Genomic DNA, 14,797 nt, shown 5'->3' on the forward strand with positions numbered 1-14,797 from the left:
ATCGTTAATTAGCAGAAAGGTACACAGATTCGCCAGATATTAGAAAATTCATACAAACTTGTAATGAAAGAAGGTTCTAAACGTTGTGTAATTTTTAATCTTTGCAACAAAAATCCATTATTTGAGATTTAAGGACGGATCCCAGAAATGATTCTCAATATCAACTGTATATTCTTCAGTGAATTCTACTCCTTCCTGCTCTAACCGTTCCCTCATGGAATCACCGGGGAAATACGCTCTTCCTGTCAACTGCCCTAAACGATTTACAACCCGATGTGCAGGGTAGTTTTCTCCTTCTTTTGATATGAGATTATTCAATGCATACCCCACCATTCGCGCACCGGACCGAACCCCGAGGTAACCGGCAATGGCTCCGTACGTTGTTACCCTGCCTGGTGGAATCTCGGACACCACATCATATACTTTATGATAAAAATCTTCCCGCTTCATCTGATTTTTCTATATTCTATTTCTGCCTCAAACTTAATATAGACCATAATATTTTTTTTGAAAGCCATTAAAATCACCACTTTTCTTTTTTTTCTATTCATTTTTAGTTGCAGTCAGCCTAGTACTGTACCTGAGACATTTCAATTCGAAGAGATAACTATAAATGAACTTCAACAAGGATACGAAAATGGTGATTTCACAATTACTGAGGTTGTTCAGGCCTACCTTGACCGCATTGAACGCATCGATCAAAACGGCCCCGAATTAAATTCCATGATCTATCTGAATCCAGATGCGATCTCAGTTGCCGAGCAACTCGACCGGGAACTTCAAGATGGAAATACACGCGGATCTCTGCATGGTATTCCGATCATATTGAAAGACAATATTGATACGGCCAATATGCCAACGACCGCCGGTTCAAGGTTTATGGAAGGCTCCGTTCCACCTGATGATGCTTTCATCGTTCAAAAACTTCGGGAACAGGGTGCTGTTATTCTCGGTAAAGCAAACCTGAGTGAATGGGCGAATTTTCACAGCGATTTTTCTTCCAGTGGATGGAGTGGATTGGGGGGGCAAACGAAGAATCCGTACGACATCACCCGGAATCCGTGCGGATCAAGTGCAGGCTCGGGAGTGGCGGCTTCAGCAAATTTGGCTGCAATTACGATAGGTACAGAAACAAATGGCTCCATAGTTTGTCCCTCAAATGCCAATGGAATTGTAGGATTAAAACCAACCGTAGGCTTGTGGAGCCGGGACGGAATCATCCCTATCTCCTATCACACAGACAGTGCAGGGCCAATGGTACGAACCGTTCGTGACGCTGCAATCCTGCTGGGTGCATTGGCGGGAACGGATCCGAATGATCCTATTACTGAACAAAGTGATGAAAACATGCATGCTGATTACACTCAGTTTTTAAATGAAAATGGAATTGAGGGAAAAAGAATTGGTTTTTATACCGGCCCCATGGGAAATCACTTTCGGGTAGACACTCTTATGAACCAGGCTGTTGAGTTCTTCGAAGAGCAAGGAGCAACCATCGTAGAAATCGATGAGATAACGAAAGAAAATATCGGTGGGGATGCCTTCCAGGTTTTGCTTTATGAATTTAAAGATGGTTTGAACAAATACTTTGAATCACTCGGAGATAGTGCCCCGCTTTCAAGTATTGAGGAGCTCTCGGAATTGACAAAAGAAACACCCGTTGAGACTGAAAATTTTGACCGCAGTTTAATAACCATGGCAGCTGAAAAAGGAGATCTCAACTCAGAGGAATATCAAAACGCTCTCGAACGAATGTTAACTGAGAGCCGAGAAAATGGAATTGATCGCGTAATGAACGAACATGACCTCGATGCCATCATCGCTCCTACCGGTTCCCCCGCTTGGAAAACCGACCTGATTCTGGGGGATAATTTTTCGCTTTCATCAAGTTCACCATCCGCACGCGCCGGCTATCCCATCATAACAGTTCCTATGGGAAATATAGAAGGGCTGCCGGTTGGTCTATCTATATTCGGCAGTGCTTGGAGTGAGCCGGTACTGATTGAAATTGCTTACGCTTTTGAACAGGGAACACAACACAGAATTGTTCCGCGGTTTCAGGATTAACACCTTTATTTCAGAATAGTACAGTTTTACTCAAGATCAAACTTACGGCGTTCCTCTTCATACTGCCAGCGCCTGTACTCTTCTGAGGTGTAGGATGTGGTGGAATCTTTCGGGATCCAAACACTGTCAACTTCAGAAATTACAAACGGGCGAACTAGATAAAATTCGTCTACTGTTTCCAACGCATAGAGAATAGCACCGGCATCATAGGTTCCAATAAGTGTGGAACTTGAATCAGGTTTTTGCCAGGCACGAGTCTCGCTTTCTACAAAAACTCGTGTCTGATATTCATTTTCATCGAGGTAAAGTTCAACTGGATAGATTACACGATATAAAAAACCAAAAAGTATAGCTGCCACAAATAGCACGCCCGACCATATCATTACTTGCCGAAAAGCCTTCTCGTTATTTTTTTCCTTGCTTGTGTCTTCCATATTGGGTGATTAGATGATACTCTTTTTTTTAAAATAGTATTTATACAGAAACGTAATTTCGATATTTTAAAAATCAATGTACAATCTGCCAATTGTTTATTATCAAGATGAATTGACGTTAAGAGTAATTTGCATCACTTGGTAATATAATGTGTTCAATTTCTACCTGGAACATTAATCAATCCAAAATGCTTTAATGAAAAACAACTATTTCGAACTGGTTAATCAGACCTACGAATTTCCACAAAACGGCTTCGACCTCAGGAACGGTACACTTAGTTTTCATGATGTAGATCTTATACGATTAATCGAAAAATATGGTACCCCATTTCGGCTTACTTACCTGCCAAGTATCCAAAAAAAAATTGAAAAGGCCCGAACTCTTTTCAACAAAGCTATCAAGGAGCATAACTATTCAGGAAAATATGAATTTTGTTATTGCACGAAGTGCTGTCATTTTAACCATGTGGTAAGCAAAGCACTCAAAGAAAATGTTTCCCTGGAAACCTCCTCCTCTTTTGACATCGACCTGATTGAAAACCTCTACAAAAAAGGCAAATTCGAGAAGGAAAGAACCATCGTCCACAATGGCTACAAAACCGACAACTACATCAAAAAAATCGGTCGGTTGATTAATCAGGGTTTCACCAATTCCATTTCCATATTGGATAATATGCCTGAACTGGAAAAACTAAAAACGATTGATACAGATAAAAAAATAAAGATTGGTATTCGAATTTGTATCGAGGAGGAACCCCAGACGGCATATTATACATCCAGAATGGGAATTAACAAGCGTGAACTCCTTGAATTTATAAGCAATGAAATTATTGGGGATGATCGTTTTGATTTATCCATGATTCACTTTTTTGTGGATTCGGGAATTACAGATAACATGTACTACTGGAATGAGTTCAAAAAAGCTGTGAACCTTTTCACCAGCATTAAGAAAATCGCCCCCTCAGTTAAGTCACTTAACATTGGTGGTGGATTTCCAATACAAAATAGTCTCAATTTCAATTACGACTACGAATATATGGCGCATGAAATTGTTGGTAATATCCAGGAAGCGTGTGCTGATGCAGGAGTAGATGAACCGGATATTTTTACGGAGTTTGGCAAATATACAGTTGGTGAAAGCGGGGCTGTAATTTTCCAGGTTCTGGAACAAAAGCAACAAAATGATACTGAGTTGTGGTACCTCATTGACAACAGTTTAATGAATACCATCCCGGACGCCTGGTCCATCAATGAAAAGTTTATTTTGTTGCCACTCAATAAATGGGAGAATCAATATAAGAGAATTAACATCGGGGGGATCAGCTGCGACCATTCCGACTACTACAATTCTGAAGAACTCAATCAACAGGTACTTTTACCTGCTTACTCCGACAATGATAAGGATCCTCTCTACATAGGTTTTTTCCATACCGGAGCCTACCAGGATTCCATCAGCGGATATGGTGGGATTAAACACTGCCTGATTCCATCTCCAAAACATATTGTTGTAGATTTTGATGAAGATGGAAACATGTACGACTACCTCTACCGTGATGAGCAGGATGTCGATAAAATGCTTGAAATTTTAGGATATCATGACTGACCACAAACCAATTTTTGCAGGGATTCAGGGAGACCATAATCAATATCAAAATTCAGAAATTCTCCTGCAATCAATTCCGTATGATGGTACCAGTACATGGAGAAAGGGAGCTGATAAAGGGTTTAAAGCATTCTTAGACGCTTCCGAAAATATGGAGATTTACGACATTGAAACCGATAGCGAAGTTTATCAGAAAGGAGTTCATATTCTCGATCCCATTTTGGAGGATTCATCGCCAGAAGTTGTGTTTGAGGCCGTCTATCAAAACACAAAGAAGCTTTTAAAAACGGACAAGTTTCTAACCTTTTTTGGCGGTGAACATTCCATCAGTATTGGCATCATCAAAGCGTTTTATGAAGCCCACCCCGAAATCACCATCTTGCAGTTAGACGCTCACACTGATCTTCGACCGGAATTTCACGGTTCTGCTTACAATCATGCTTGTGCCGTTCACGATGCTTCTAAAAATGCTAACCTTGTTCAGGTTGGAATTCGAAGTATGGACAGTTCTGAGCTGCCATATTTAGATCGCCGAAAATGTTATTTCGCCGAAGATATGTATGGCACAACCGACTGGGTTGAGGATTCATTATCGAAAATCACAGGTAAAGTGTACATCACTCTCGATCTCGATGTTTTCGATCCATCAATCATGCCCTCTACCGGGACTCCCGAACCGGGCGGATTGCTATGGAATACCATGATTCAATATCTCAGAAAAGTGTTTGAGCAAAAAAATGTGCTCGGATTCGATATTGTTGAACTTGCACCGATTGAAGGGCTTCAAGGACCCGATTTCCTTGCTGCCAAACTATACTACAAAATGTTAAGCTATAAATTCGAGAACTCATGAGTACAAAAGGACCTGTCTCGAATTTTCTCACTCATCACTTTCGTCATTTTAACGCTGCCTCGCTGGTTGATGCCGCCAAGGCTTATGAGGATCAACTCAATAATGGTGCGAAAATGATGATCACACTCGCCGGTGCCATGAGTTCCGGGGAACTCGGTTTGTCGCTTGCAGAAATGATACGTCAGGACAAAGTCCATATCATCACCTGTACCGGGGCGAATCTCGAAGAGGATGTGTTTAATCTCGTGGCACACAATCATTATAAACGCATTCCTAATTACCGGGATTTGAGCCCCGAAGATGAACAGGAGCTGCTTGATGGACATTTTAATCGCGTAACGGATACATGCATTCCTGAAGAAGAAGCAATGCGTCGGATTGAAGAACATCTTGTTAAGCGTTGGCTACGGGCAACAAAAGAAAACAAACGCCATCTCCCACACGAGTATTTTTATGATTTACTACTGAGTGGTGATTTGGAGGATAGCTATCAAATCGATACGGAAGATTCCTGGTTGATGGCTGCCGCAAAAAAAGATATCCCGATTATTGTTCCCGGCTGGGAGGATTCAACTTGTGGAAACTTCTTTGCATCGCACTGCATTCAGGGTGAAGTTAGCCCGATGGCCATGAAATCAGGGATCGAATATATGATCTATCTGACCGATTGGTACAAGAAAAACTCTGAAAAAGGAGTTGGGTTTTTCCAGATAGGCGGTGGTATTGCCGGCGATTTCCCGATCTGTGTAGTCCCAATGATGGAGCAGGATCTTGACCTGAAAGATACTCCTCTTTGGTCCTATTTCTGCCAAATCAGCGATTCCACAACCAGCTATGGTTCGTACTCCGGAGCAGTACCCAACGAAAAAATTACCTGGGGTAAACTGGGCATCGACACACCAAAATTTATCATCGAATCCGACGCCACTATTGTAGCTCCGCTGATTTTTGCGTATTTGTTGGGGTGGTAAACTAATTTAGATCCGCGAAGTTTTTGAAACTTCGCGGATCTCAAGCATCATTTACTTAGCGAAAGTTTGTAACATATGCGATTAGGTCCAAGTTGCAAACTTGCAACCAGCCATTTTAATTCAAAGTTGACACTTAGTAACCTGTGTGATCCAAACCGATAAAAAAATATCAAAATCCGAAGCTGAAAAGATTTACAAATCTCTTCTACTACCAAGGCTGATTGAAGAGCGAATGCTGAAGCTTCTCCGGCAAAATAAGATCAGTAAGTGGTTTTCGGGGATTGGGCAGGAAGCGATCTCAGTCGGTACCGCTCTTACAATCGAACCGAACGATTATATTCTCCCAATGCACCGAAATTTGGGGATTTTCACCACTCGCGGGGTACCTCTCTATAAACTTTTCTGCCAGCTTTTTGGAAAAGCAAATGGCTTTACAGGCGGACGCGACCGATCTTTTCACTTTGGGTCTACGGATCACAAAATATTTGGGATGATCTCTCACCTAGCGGCAACGATGCCCGTAGCCGACGGAATTGCGTTGGCTCAAAAATTAAAGGGCTCTGGTCAGGTTGCAGTCAGCTTTTGCGGTGACGGAGCCACAAGTGAAGGTGATTTTCACGAGGCACTCAATCTCGCCGGAGTCTGGAAACTACCGGTGATATTCATTATCGAAAATAATGGATACGGACTCTCCACTCCTGTTTCTGAGCAGTATGCCTGTGAGAATCTTATCGATCGGGCTGACGGATATGGATTGAAAGGAATTCAAATTGATGGAAATGATTATTTCGCTGTTCAGAATGCTGTTCAAGAAGCACGTAAATCAGCTCTGAATGGGGCTCCGGTTTTGATAGAGGCCGTAACTTTTCGAATGCGTGGCCATGAAGAAGCTTCAGGCACATTCTATGTACCGGATGAAGAATTAGAAGAATGGCAGGAAAAAGATCCTATTCTGCGCTTTGAAAATTGGCTTAAAGATCAAGGTTATTACGATACTAAAGAGTCTTTTGATGAATTTAAATTTGAAATCAATAAAAGTTTTGAAACAGATCTAAAAAATGCCCTTAAAGCGGATGAACCGGTTTTTAATGAATCTACTGAAATTAAGCGAGCCGGACTTTCCCATCAGCCTCAATCAGATATTTCCAAAAACTCAAAATCATCAGAAAAACGGTTTATTGATTGCATCCAGTTAGCTCAAAAACAGGCGTTGTCTGAAGATGAATCATTCATCTTAATGGGACAGGATGTAGCCGAGTATGGCGGTGTTTTTAAGGTCAGTGAAGGGTTTGTTGAGGAGTTTGGAAAGGAGCGAATTCGAAATACCCCCATTATTGAATCAGGGGTGATTGGTGCAGCCATTGGGCTTTCGATTGAAGGATTTAAACCTATTGTTGAGATACAGTTTGCTGATTTCATTTCATGCGGATTCAACCAAATTGTGAACAATATTTCAAAAAGCCGCTATCGGTGGACACCGGATCTTAACATTACAATCCGTGCTCCCCATGGTGGTGGTGTTGGTGCAGGACCGTTTCATTCTCAAAGTCCCGAAGGTTGGTTTATGCAACACCCCGGGTTGAGAGTTTTGGTACCTTCCTCAGTTGAAGATGCCCAAAATATGCTCTACACAGCTTTGTATGATCCAAACCCGGTTCTCTTTTTTGAGCATAAACGACTCTACCGAAGCATCCGGTCAATAACATCAGATAAATGCAATATAATTGATATTGAGACAGCGAACACAGTCCGGGAAGGTACTGATATATCCATCATTACCTATGGACTTGGAGTTCTATGGGCATTAGAGATTGCAGACGAATACGCTGAAAAGAGTGTAAATATTGAAATTCTCGACTTGAGGTCCCTTGCACCCATCGATTGGAAAACGGTACTTCAATCTGTTCAAAAAACAGGGAAAGTTTTATTATTACAAGAACCCTCTGAAATTTTAGGCCCGATGAGTGAGATTTCATCCGGAATCATGGAAAAAGGATTTGAATATTTGGATGCCCCTGTCATGAGATGCTCTTCACTACAGACTCCCATCCCATTCAACAAAAACATGGAAGAGGGTTATTTGGCAAAAGCCAGGCTCAAAGAGAAACTGGACCAGTTGATTTTGTATTGAAAAGCTTTTTAAACATGGTATTTCTCGGAGTAGCTTGTATGTTTTTTTGCTTACAGGACTTAGATCGGCCGGGTACCGACTTTAAAACTTGTAGAAATCCCATGTTTTCGGATCAAAATAACCGAACTCTGCGAGGACCTACCGGACTCTCGCAGGTTCTTTAGTCCTCTTTAGGATTTTCTTCTTTATCGGAGGCCATCAACCTACGTGGAATTCGAATATCCTCCACCATATCCTGGATATCCTGGGGTGGTTCTTTCGTAAATTTCATGACTGTCAGTGCAACAATGAAATTCAGGATCATTCCCAGTGTACCGATTCCTTCAGGAGAAATTCCAAACAACCAATTTTCGGCACTATTGAGTTCCGGGTTGATGAACGTAAAGTAGATAATGTAAGCAGCCGTAAATGTAATTCCGGCAGCCATTCCGGCTATTGCTCCCTCTTTGTTCATTCGCTTAAAGAAAATACCCATGAGGATAACGGGGAAGAACGATGAAGCCGCCAAACCGAACGCAAAGGCCACAGTTTGGGCTACAAAACCCGGGGGATTAACCCCAAAGTAACCGGCAATTAAAACAGTAAAGAACACAGTAACCCGCGCCGCAATCAGTTCTGTTTTCTCACGCATTGTGGGTATGAACGTTCGTTTCAATAAATCATGTGCAATGGCTGTAGCAAGAACCAGGAGTAGGCCTGCTGCCGTTGAAAGTGCTGCTGCCAATCCGCCTGCTGCAACCAAACCTACAACCCAGTTTGGCAGATCGGCAATTTCCGGGCTGGCAAGCACCATAATATCCGGATCGATAGAGAGCTCGTTAATTGAGGGATCTGAGTGATATTGTATCAGGCCATCGTCGTTCGAATCCTCATATTGAAGCAATCCGGTAGCCTCCCAGTTGTGAAACCATTGTGGTGCCTCACTGTATTCTACTTTGTCTATATCATTGATCAAATTGGTTTTTACAAAAGCAGCAACGGCAGGAGCTGTACTATACAGAAGTACAATAAAAATAAGTGCATATCCGGCAGATATTCGAGCATCTTTTACCTTTGGAACCGTAAAAAATCGAATAATTACGTGCGGCAATCCTGCTGTTCCGACCATCAATGCGGCCGTTATAAAGAAAACGTCAATGGGTAATTTTGTACCATCCGTATATGGCGTAAATCCAAGATCTGTCATCAATCCATCCAAGCGATCCAAAAGATATACGCTGGGTTCGTCTGCCAGTGTACCGCCAAATCCTATTTGTGGAATGGGGTTCCCTGTCATTAAAATCGAAACAAATATGACGGGAACGAGATAGGCGAAAATCAATACACAGTATTGAGCAACCTGGGTGTAGGTAATACCTTTCATGCCACCCAATACGGCGTAAAAGAACACGATTATCATTCCAATGATGACGCCCTGGTTAATCCCCACATCCAAAAACCGTGAAAATACAATTCCAACGCCCCGCATCTGCCCGGCCACATAGGTGAATGATATAAAGACCGCACAGAGAATGGCTACAACCCGAGCAGTACTGGAATAATACCGGTCACCCACAAAATCGGGGACAGTAAACTTCCCAAATTTTCGAAGATAAGGTGCCAGCAAGAGAGCTAACAGAACATATCCGCCCGTCCATCCCATCAGGTACACCGATCCATCGTATCCAAGAAATGCAATTAAACCGGCCATCGAAATAAATGATGCCGCTGACATCCAATCCGCAGCTGTGGCCAATCCATTGGCTAAGGGGTGAACCCGCCCCCCTGCTACATAAAAATCACTCGTTGATCCAACACGTGCCCACACAGCAATACCTATGTAAAGCGCAAATGTGATCCCTACGATTATAAATGTCCAAACTTGTATACTCATCCGGGATACTCCACCAATTTATTTTCAATTCTGAGGTTCATTATTCTTCATCGAATTCAAACTCTTTATCCAGTTTGTTCATCTTGTACACATAGACAAAAATTAATATCACAAATACGTACTGAGATCCTTGCTGAGCAAACCAGAAACCTAGTTTAAATCCACCCAGCCGAAATGCATTGAGCTGGTCTACAAACAGAATTCCAAATCCAAAGGAGACGATAAACCATATCGTTAATAGAATAGCTAAGAGAGTAAGATGTTTTTTCCAGTATTCTTTGGCTTTATCATTCATAGTATGAACCGAGCAATATTTGTTAGAGCAGTTTCGTCCCCTATCGACCCCAAGATTATAACGATTTCTTTCGTTTCTCAAAAGTGAAGTTATTTATAGTTTGGTTCTTCATCCATTTTGTAATAAAAGTCCAAAAATTTTCAAGTCTAACAAATGTCTGATATAAAAGACACAGTTATCAGTTATTTCCCTATTTTCATTTCACTCATCTGTTAATACATTCAGGTAAAGGCTAACTCAATTTCTGCCACATGATTAAACGAATTCTAATTGCACTCGACCCGGATGAAGATACACCTATAGCTACTCAATACGCTATAAAACTTGCAAAAAATAACAACGCCTCCGTTACCGGTTTGGCCGTGGTTGATACCAGTAACATATATCCTACCGCTATTGTCGGGGACCCTGATGAAACCCATCATGCCAGGAATTTATGGGAAGAACTCACTGAAGAGAGTCGAAATATTGCGAGTAAGCTACTCGACAAATTCAGCTCAGATGTTGAAAAGGCAGGAGTACGACACTCCGAAATTTCCAAAGAGGGCGCATCCTACGACCGGATCATCGAAGGTATGAAGTACCACGACTTACTGGTGGTTGGGCGGGATTCCCATTTCTTTTATAATGAGCCAAAACAAGACACCAAAACTCTTGCGCAGGTGGTAAAGTATGGAGTCTCCCCTACCCTGATAGTGACCCAACATTTTGATGAAGTCAACAAAGTACTGATTGCGTTTGACGGTAGCCGGCCTGCGGCTCGTTCTCTGAAGAGTTTTGCCCATCTAAAACCCTTTGGAAGTGATGTGGATATCGAACTACTGCATGTTAAGGATGAGTCAGACACTGGAGACATGAGATTAGAATATGCGTCTGAATATCTTAAAGAACATAATTTCGAATCAGTTACACTGAAGACCCTTGATAAAGAAAATACCAGTGAACAAATTTTAGAGCGAAGTCACGAAATTGGAGCTGATGTCATTATACTTGGTGCTCATGCCGTCTCTGCTATCAAACGATTGGCATTTGGATCTACCACGCATGATCTCATTACCAAAACAGATAAACCGTTATTTATGACCCCGTGACTTTCAGTTTAAGTGGTTTTACACGTCTGAATGCTTGAAGAAAGCAATCTGACTGCTCCGCAAACGTCCATTGATATTTCATTCACGGCTCAGGCTAGCCATGTTACGTAGATCAGCTCGCCTGAGCCGATAGTATTTATTCTTGGTCAAAGTGGGCTAAGTTACGTCTATTTTACTGGTGCAAGTCTCCAGACTTGTACCCTTTCTGGCGCAAGTCTCCAAACTTGTGCCCCAACTCTCTTCAAAAACCTTTTTTTAACACCTGGATTCGTTCAACCGTGAACCATGTCCATTTTTTTGATACCTTCCTTCTGAACAGCAAATCAATACCAATTTTATGAAAAAACTTCTGATCCTTCTCCTTGTTCCATTGTTCCTCGCATCTCCTGATCAAAAAGTTGATGCCCAAAAAACAAATTTCGATTACCTGGATATCTATGACCTTCAATATGTAGATGATCCACAGATTTCTCCCGATGGAAATACAATCATTTATGTGCGTCACCAGTTCGATGTGATGACCGACCGGCGCTATACGAATTTATGGTCCATCTCATTCAGCGGAGACAATCATAAACCGATTACCTCCGGAAAATTAGGTTATGGAACACCCGTATGGTCACCCGATGGATCAAGAATTGCTTATACCTCTTCGGAAGATGGTTCAAACCAGGTATTTGTGCGATGGATGGACAGCGGTGCAACTTCTTCAATCACCAACCTGACTCACAGTCCGGGGAACCTACAATGGTCGCCCGATGGTACTCAATTACTATTCACGATCAATATCCCGGCAGAACAACCAAAAATTGCCAATCTTCCGTCTCCACCTGAAGGTGCTGAATGGACAGAAGGTGCCACTGTCATAGATCAAGTTTATTATCAAGCTGATGGAAGTTTTGACACTCTTGAAGAAAGTTACTCGCACATCTACCTGATTTCAGCTGAAGGGGGTGCTCCCCGAAAATTGACTGATGGAAATTATGATCATTCATCACCATCCTGGGCCCCTGATGGCGGAAGCATTCTTTTTACTGCTGACCGATCCGGCAACGCAGACCTCGATCCAAACAATGCCCAGATATATGAGATGAATATTGAATCGGGTGAGATGACGCAAATCACGAATAAACGAGGACCGCACGGTAGTCCAAAAATATCACCTGATGGGCAATATATTGCATATACAGGGTACGAAGACCAATTTGTGGGTTACCAATTGACTGACCTTTACATCATGAATCGTGATGGGTCAAATCTCCAAAAAATTTCCGATGATCTTGATATGGACGTTAGTGATATCACTTGGGCCAATGACAGTCGCTCTCTCTATTTCAGATATGATGAAGAGGGAAACAGCAAACTCGGAAATATTCGTTTGAATGGTGACTACGTTACGGTGGCATCGAACCTGGGCACATCAAGTATCGGTCGGCCGTATGGCGGCGGAGCGTACTCTGTTGCAGATAACGGGCGTTTTGCAATCTCCCTTGGATCACCTGACCGCCCAACTGAACTTGCCGTGGGTCATTTTCCAACCCGAATGGCAATCACACAGCTCACAAATCTGAATGAGCTGTTTACTGAATCAAAAAATCTTGGAGTAACTACTGAATTTTGGGTTGATTCGTCTGTTGATGACTTCGAAATACATGGATGGATCTTAACTCCACCCGATTTCGATCCAAGTCAGCAGTACCCAATGATTCTCGAAATACATGGCGGGCCACATACCAATTATGGTCCGAGATTCACACCGGAGCTTCAACTGATGGCATCCAAGGGATATGTTGTTGTTTATACCAATCCGCGGGGCAGTACCAGTTACTCAACTGAATTTGCATCCTACATCAATCAAAATTACCCAAGCGAAGATCACAATGACCTGATGGATGCGGTAGATTATGTTGTCGACCTGGGATACATCGATGAGGACAGATTGTACATCACCGGTGGAAGCGGAGGTGGCGTTCTGAGCTCCTGGGCGATTGGTAAAACCGATCGGTTTGCGGCTGCGGTTGTTGCCAAGCCGGTTATCAATTGGTACAGTTTTGTACTGACGGCAGATATGTACCCGTTTTTCGCTAAATACTGGTTTACCGAGTATCCATGGGATGATCCCGAGCAATACCTCGAACGCTCCCCGATCTCTTTAGTGGGCAATGTTACTACGCCTACGATGCTGCTTGTTGGTGAGTACGACTACCGTACACCGGTAAGTGAGAGTCAGCAATACTACCAAGCCCTTAAGCTCCGGGGAGTGGATGCATCTATGGTTAAAATTTCTGATTCATCACACTCCATCGCCTCAACTCCCAGTAATTTGATACGGAAAGTGGCATATATATTGGGGTGGTTTGAGAAATATTAGTCATGAGTATTGAGCCTTGAGTCGTAAGGTTGAAGATTTAAGATTTTTTCTGGTTCTGAAGGTCTCCTTCGGGACCTCACTTTGAAGCTCTACTTCTATTCCAATTATCTTTTCATTGGAAGCAGAGCTTCCGGTCGGCGTACCGAAGCTGGAGCTTCGGTACGAGTTGGTAAAACTATCCCCCTCTCAATAAAAACTACTCGATACTCAATACTCACAACTCAAGACTGAGTAATCGTCTGCATCAGTTTTCTTTTTGCTACCGGTAAGATCGTTTGATTAAATGGGAACTCCAGGCTTGTATCGAAAGCATAAGTAGCGGGGTTGGGTAGTTCTTTTTGCTCGCGAATAAGATCGAGTTTGATGGAACCGGGTGAAAGGTGAGCGCCCCCCTGCCGAAGTGCTTTTAAAAAATGAGTTTTCAATGATCGATACTGATCATCCGCACTTTGAAAAATGGAAACCTCAAACCGAAAAAGATTGATTTTCAATTCCTGGTTATCCGGCACAAAAAAGTAGCCCTCATCTTTGTAGTTTGGCAAAATCCCTACGTGTTCAACAGAAAGTTCTTTCTCCACATATTCATGAATGGCAATCCCCTCATGAATCACCTTATCCATTTTTGGAAGTGCCCACCGGATCAGATCCTCCACAGCTTTCAAGTCCGTTCCATCTACAAAAACAACGTCGTGTTCAATTGTACGGTTCACCCAGTCGATTTTACTGATTCGTTTCGGAAATTTACTTCGAAGATCTTCTAATCGGTCAATCACATCCTGCATAGTTCGTCGAATATCGATCAACATACTCAGGTGAGGATAAACTTTGTAATATTGAAACTCAGTGGAGATTTTTTTGAGTTCTGCCAGAACAATGTATTGCCGTTTTTCAACATCGTCCCTGATTTTAGTAAATAGGTTGATATTCAGACGTGATTCTGCCATCGTTTACCTCCTGTGATGATTTGATGGGATATTAGCTTATAAACGCTATTTAAAAGCAAGGATTTTGTCAAGCTTAAAAATTTATTGGTTTTCTTTATTTGTGAAGTACTAATTGACCTCGACGATTAACTATTTTATCACTCCATTAAATCGACCTAAAATTC

Annotated in this window: 12 protein-coding genes; 7 read left to right on the forward strand and 5 right to left on the reverse strand. The window is 42.2% G+C overall.

Going from position 1 to position 14,797, the window contains the following annotated elements:
• Window positions 1–117 precede the first annotated feature (117 nt).
• Window positions 118–450, reverse strand: coding sequence for an MGMT family protein (locus tag L6773_RS06040; protein ID WP_237852966.1), 333 nt, complete (start codon window positions 448–450; stop codon window positions 118–120).
• 57 nt (window positions 451–507) lie between these two features.
• On the opposite strand from L6773_RS06040, the gene L6773_RS06045 reads away from it, so the two are divergent.
• Window positions 508–2,067, forward strand: a complete 1,560-nt coding sequence (locus L6773_RS06045; RefSeq protein WP_237852967.1) for an amidase — start codon at window positions 508–510, stop codon at window positions 2,065–2,067.
• A 26-nt stretch (window positions 2,068–2,093) separates the two neighbouring features.
• Here L6773_RS06045 and L6773_RS06050 read toward each other — a convergent pair whose 3' ends face one another.
• Window positions 2,094–2,501 carry a hypothetical protein gene (locus L6773_RS06050; RefSeq protein WP_237852968.1) on the reverse strand — a complete coding sequence of 136 codons (408 nt, stop codon included), beginning with the start codon at window positions 2,499–2,501 and terminating at the stop codon, window positions 2,094–2,096.
• Window positions 2,502–2,697: 196 nt separating this feature from the next.
• On the opposite strand from L6773_RS06050, the gene L6773_RS06055 reads away from it, so the two are divergent.
• The 4 genes from L6773_RS06055 to L6773_RS06070 all read left to right on the forward strand — a co-directional run bounded on the left by L6773_RS06055 (window position 2,698) and on the right by L6773_RS06070 (window position 8,059).
• Window positions 2,698–4,104: a type III PLP-dependent enzyme domain-containing protein gene (locus tag L6773_RS06055; protein WP_237852969.1), complete on the forward strand. Its 1,407-nt coding sequence runs from the start codon at window positions 2,698–2,700 to the stop codon at window positions 4,102–4,104.
• The gene (gene speB, locus L6773_RS06060) at window positions 4,097–4,957 is read left to right on the forward strand and encodes an agmatinase (RefSeq protein WP_237852970.1); all 861 of its coding nucleotides are present in this window, start codon (window positions 4,097–4,099) and stop codon (window positions 4,955–4,957) included. The genes L6773_RS06055 and speB overlap by 8 nt, the downstream gene beginning before the upstream one ends.
• Complete coding sequence (locus L6773_RS06065; RefSeq protein WP_237852971.1) at window positions 4,954–5,928, forward strand: deoxyhypusine synthase family protein; 975 nt, start codon at window positions 4,954–4,956, stop codon at window positions 5,926–5,928. The genes speB and L6773_RS06065 overlap by 4 nt, the downstream gene beginning before the upstream one ends.
• A 145-nt stretch (window positions 5,929–6,073) precedes the next feature.
• Window positions 6,074–8,059: an alpha-ketoacid dehydrogenase subunit alpha/beta gene (locus L6773_RS06070; protein ID WP_237852972.1), complete on the forward strand. Its 1,986-nt coding sequence runs from the start codon at window positions 6,074–6,076 to the stop codon at window positions 8,057–8,059.
• Between the two features lie 160 nt (window positions 8,060–8,219).
• Here the strand turns inward: L6773_RS06070 and L6773_RS06075 are convergent, their stop codons facing one another.
• Together L6773_RS06075 and L6773_RS06080 are read right to left on the reverse strand one after the other, a co-directional pair.
• Window positions 8,220–9,932 (reverse strand): sodium:solute symporter family protein, encoded by a 1,713-nt coding sequence (locus L6773_RS06075; protein ID WP_237852973.1) that lies wholly within the window; start codon window positions 9,930–9,932, stop codon window positions 8,220–8,222.
• Between the two features lie 40 nt (window positions 9,933–9,972).
• The gene (locus L6773_RS06080) at window positions 9,973–10,227 is read right to left on the reverse strand and encodes a DUF4212 domain-containing protein (protein WP_237852974.1); all 255 of its coding nucleotides are present in this window, start codon (window positions 10,225–10,227) and stop codon (window positions 9,973–9,975) included.
• Between the two features lie 251 nt (window positions 10,228–10,478).
• Between L6773_RS06080 and L6773_RS06085 the strand changes: the two genes are divergently transcribed.
• Entirely contained in the window at window positions 10,479–11,318 is an 840-nt protein-coding gene (locus tag L6773_RS06085) for a universal stress protein (protein ID WP_237852975.1), read from the forward strand.
• 337 nt (window positions 11,319–11,655) lie between these two features.
• On the forward strand, window positions 11,656–13,689 hold the full coding sequence (locus L6773_RS06090; RefSeq protein WP_237852976.1) for an alpha/beta hydrolase family protein: 2,034 nt from the start codon (window positions 11,656–11,658) through the stop codon (window positions 13,687–13,689).
• 221 nt (window positions 13,690–13,910) lie between these two features.
• Here L6773_RS06090 and L6773_RS06095 read toward each other — a convergent pair whose 3' ends face one another.
• Window positions 13,911–14,633, reverse strand: a complete 723-nt coding sequence (locus L6773_RS06095; RefSeq protein ID WP_237852977.1) for a hypothetical protein — start codon at window positions 14,631–14,633, stop codon at window positions 13,911–13,913.
• Window positions 14,634–14,797: the final 164 nt, after the last annotated feature.

The organism is Rhodohalobacter sulfatireducens, assembly GCF_022012475.1.
GTDB classification, from domain to species: domain Bacteria; phylum Bacteroidota; class Rhodothermia; order Balneolales; family Balneolaceae; genus Rhodohalobacter; species Rhodohalobacter sulfatireducens.

Coding starts and splice junctions, on each gene's coding strand:
- L6773_RS06040 (WP_237852966.1), bottom strand. CDS start 450: ATGAAGCGGGAAGATTTTTATCATAAAGTATATGATGTGGTGTCCGAG.
- L6773_RS06050 (WP_237852968.1), bottom strand. CDS start 2,501: ATGGAAGACACAAGCAAGGAAAAAAATAACGAGAAGGCTTTTCGGCAA.
- L6773_RS06055 (WP_237852969.1), top strand. CDS start 2,698: ATGAAAAACAACTATTTCGAACTGGTTAATCAGACCTACGAATTTCCA.
- speB (WP_237852970.1), top strand. CDS start 4,097: ATGACTGACCACAAACCAATTTTTGCAGGGATTCAGGGAGACCATAAT.
- L6773_RS06065 (WP_237852971.1), top strand. CDS start 4,954: ATGAGTACAAAAGGACCTGTCTCGAATTTTCTCACTCATCACTTTCGT.
- L6773_RS06075 (WP_237852973.1), bottom strand. CDS start 9,932: ATGAGTATACAAGTTTGGACATTTATAATCGTAGGGATCACATTTGCG.
- L6773_RS06080 (WP_237852974.1), bottom strand. CDS start 10,227: ATGAATGATAAAGCCAAAGAATACTGGAAAAAACATCTTACTCTCTTA.
- L6773_RS06085 (WP_237852975.1), top strand. CDS start 10,479: ATGATTAAACGAATTCTAATTGCACTCGACCCGGATGAAGATACACCT.
- L6773_RS06090 (WP_237852976.1), top strand. CDS start 11,656: ATGAAAAAACTTCTGATCCTTCTCCTTGTTCCATTGTTCCTCGCATCT.
- L6773_RS06095 (WP_237852977.1), bottom strand. CDS start 14,633: ATGGCAGAATCACGTCTGAATATCAACCTATTTACTAAAATCAGGGAC.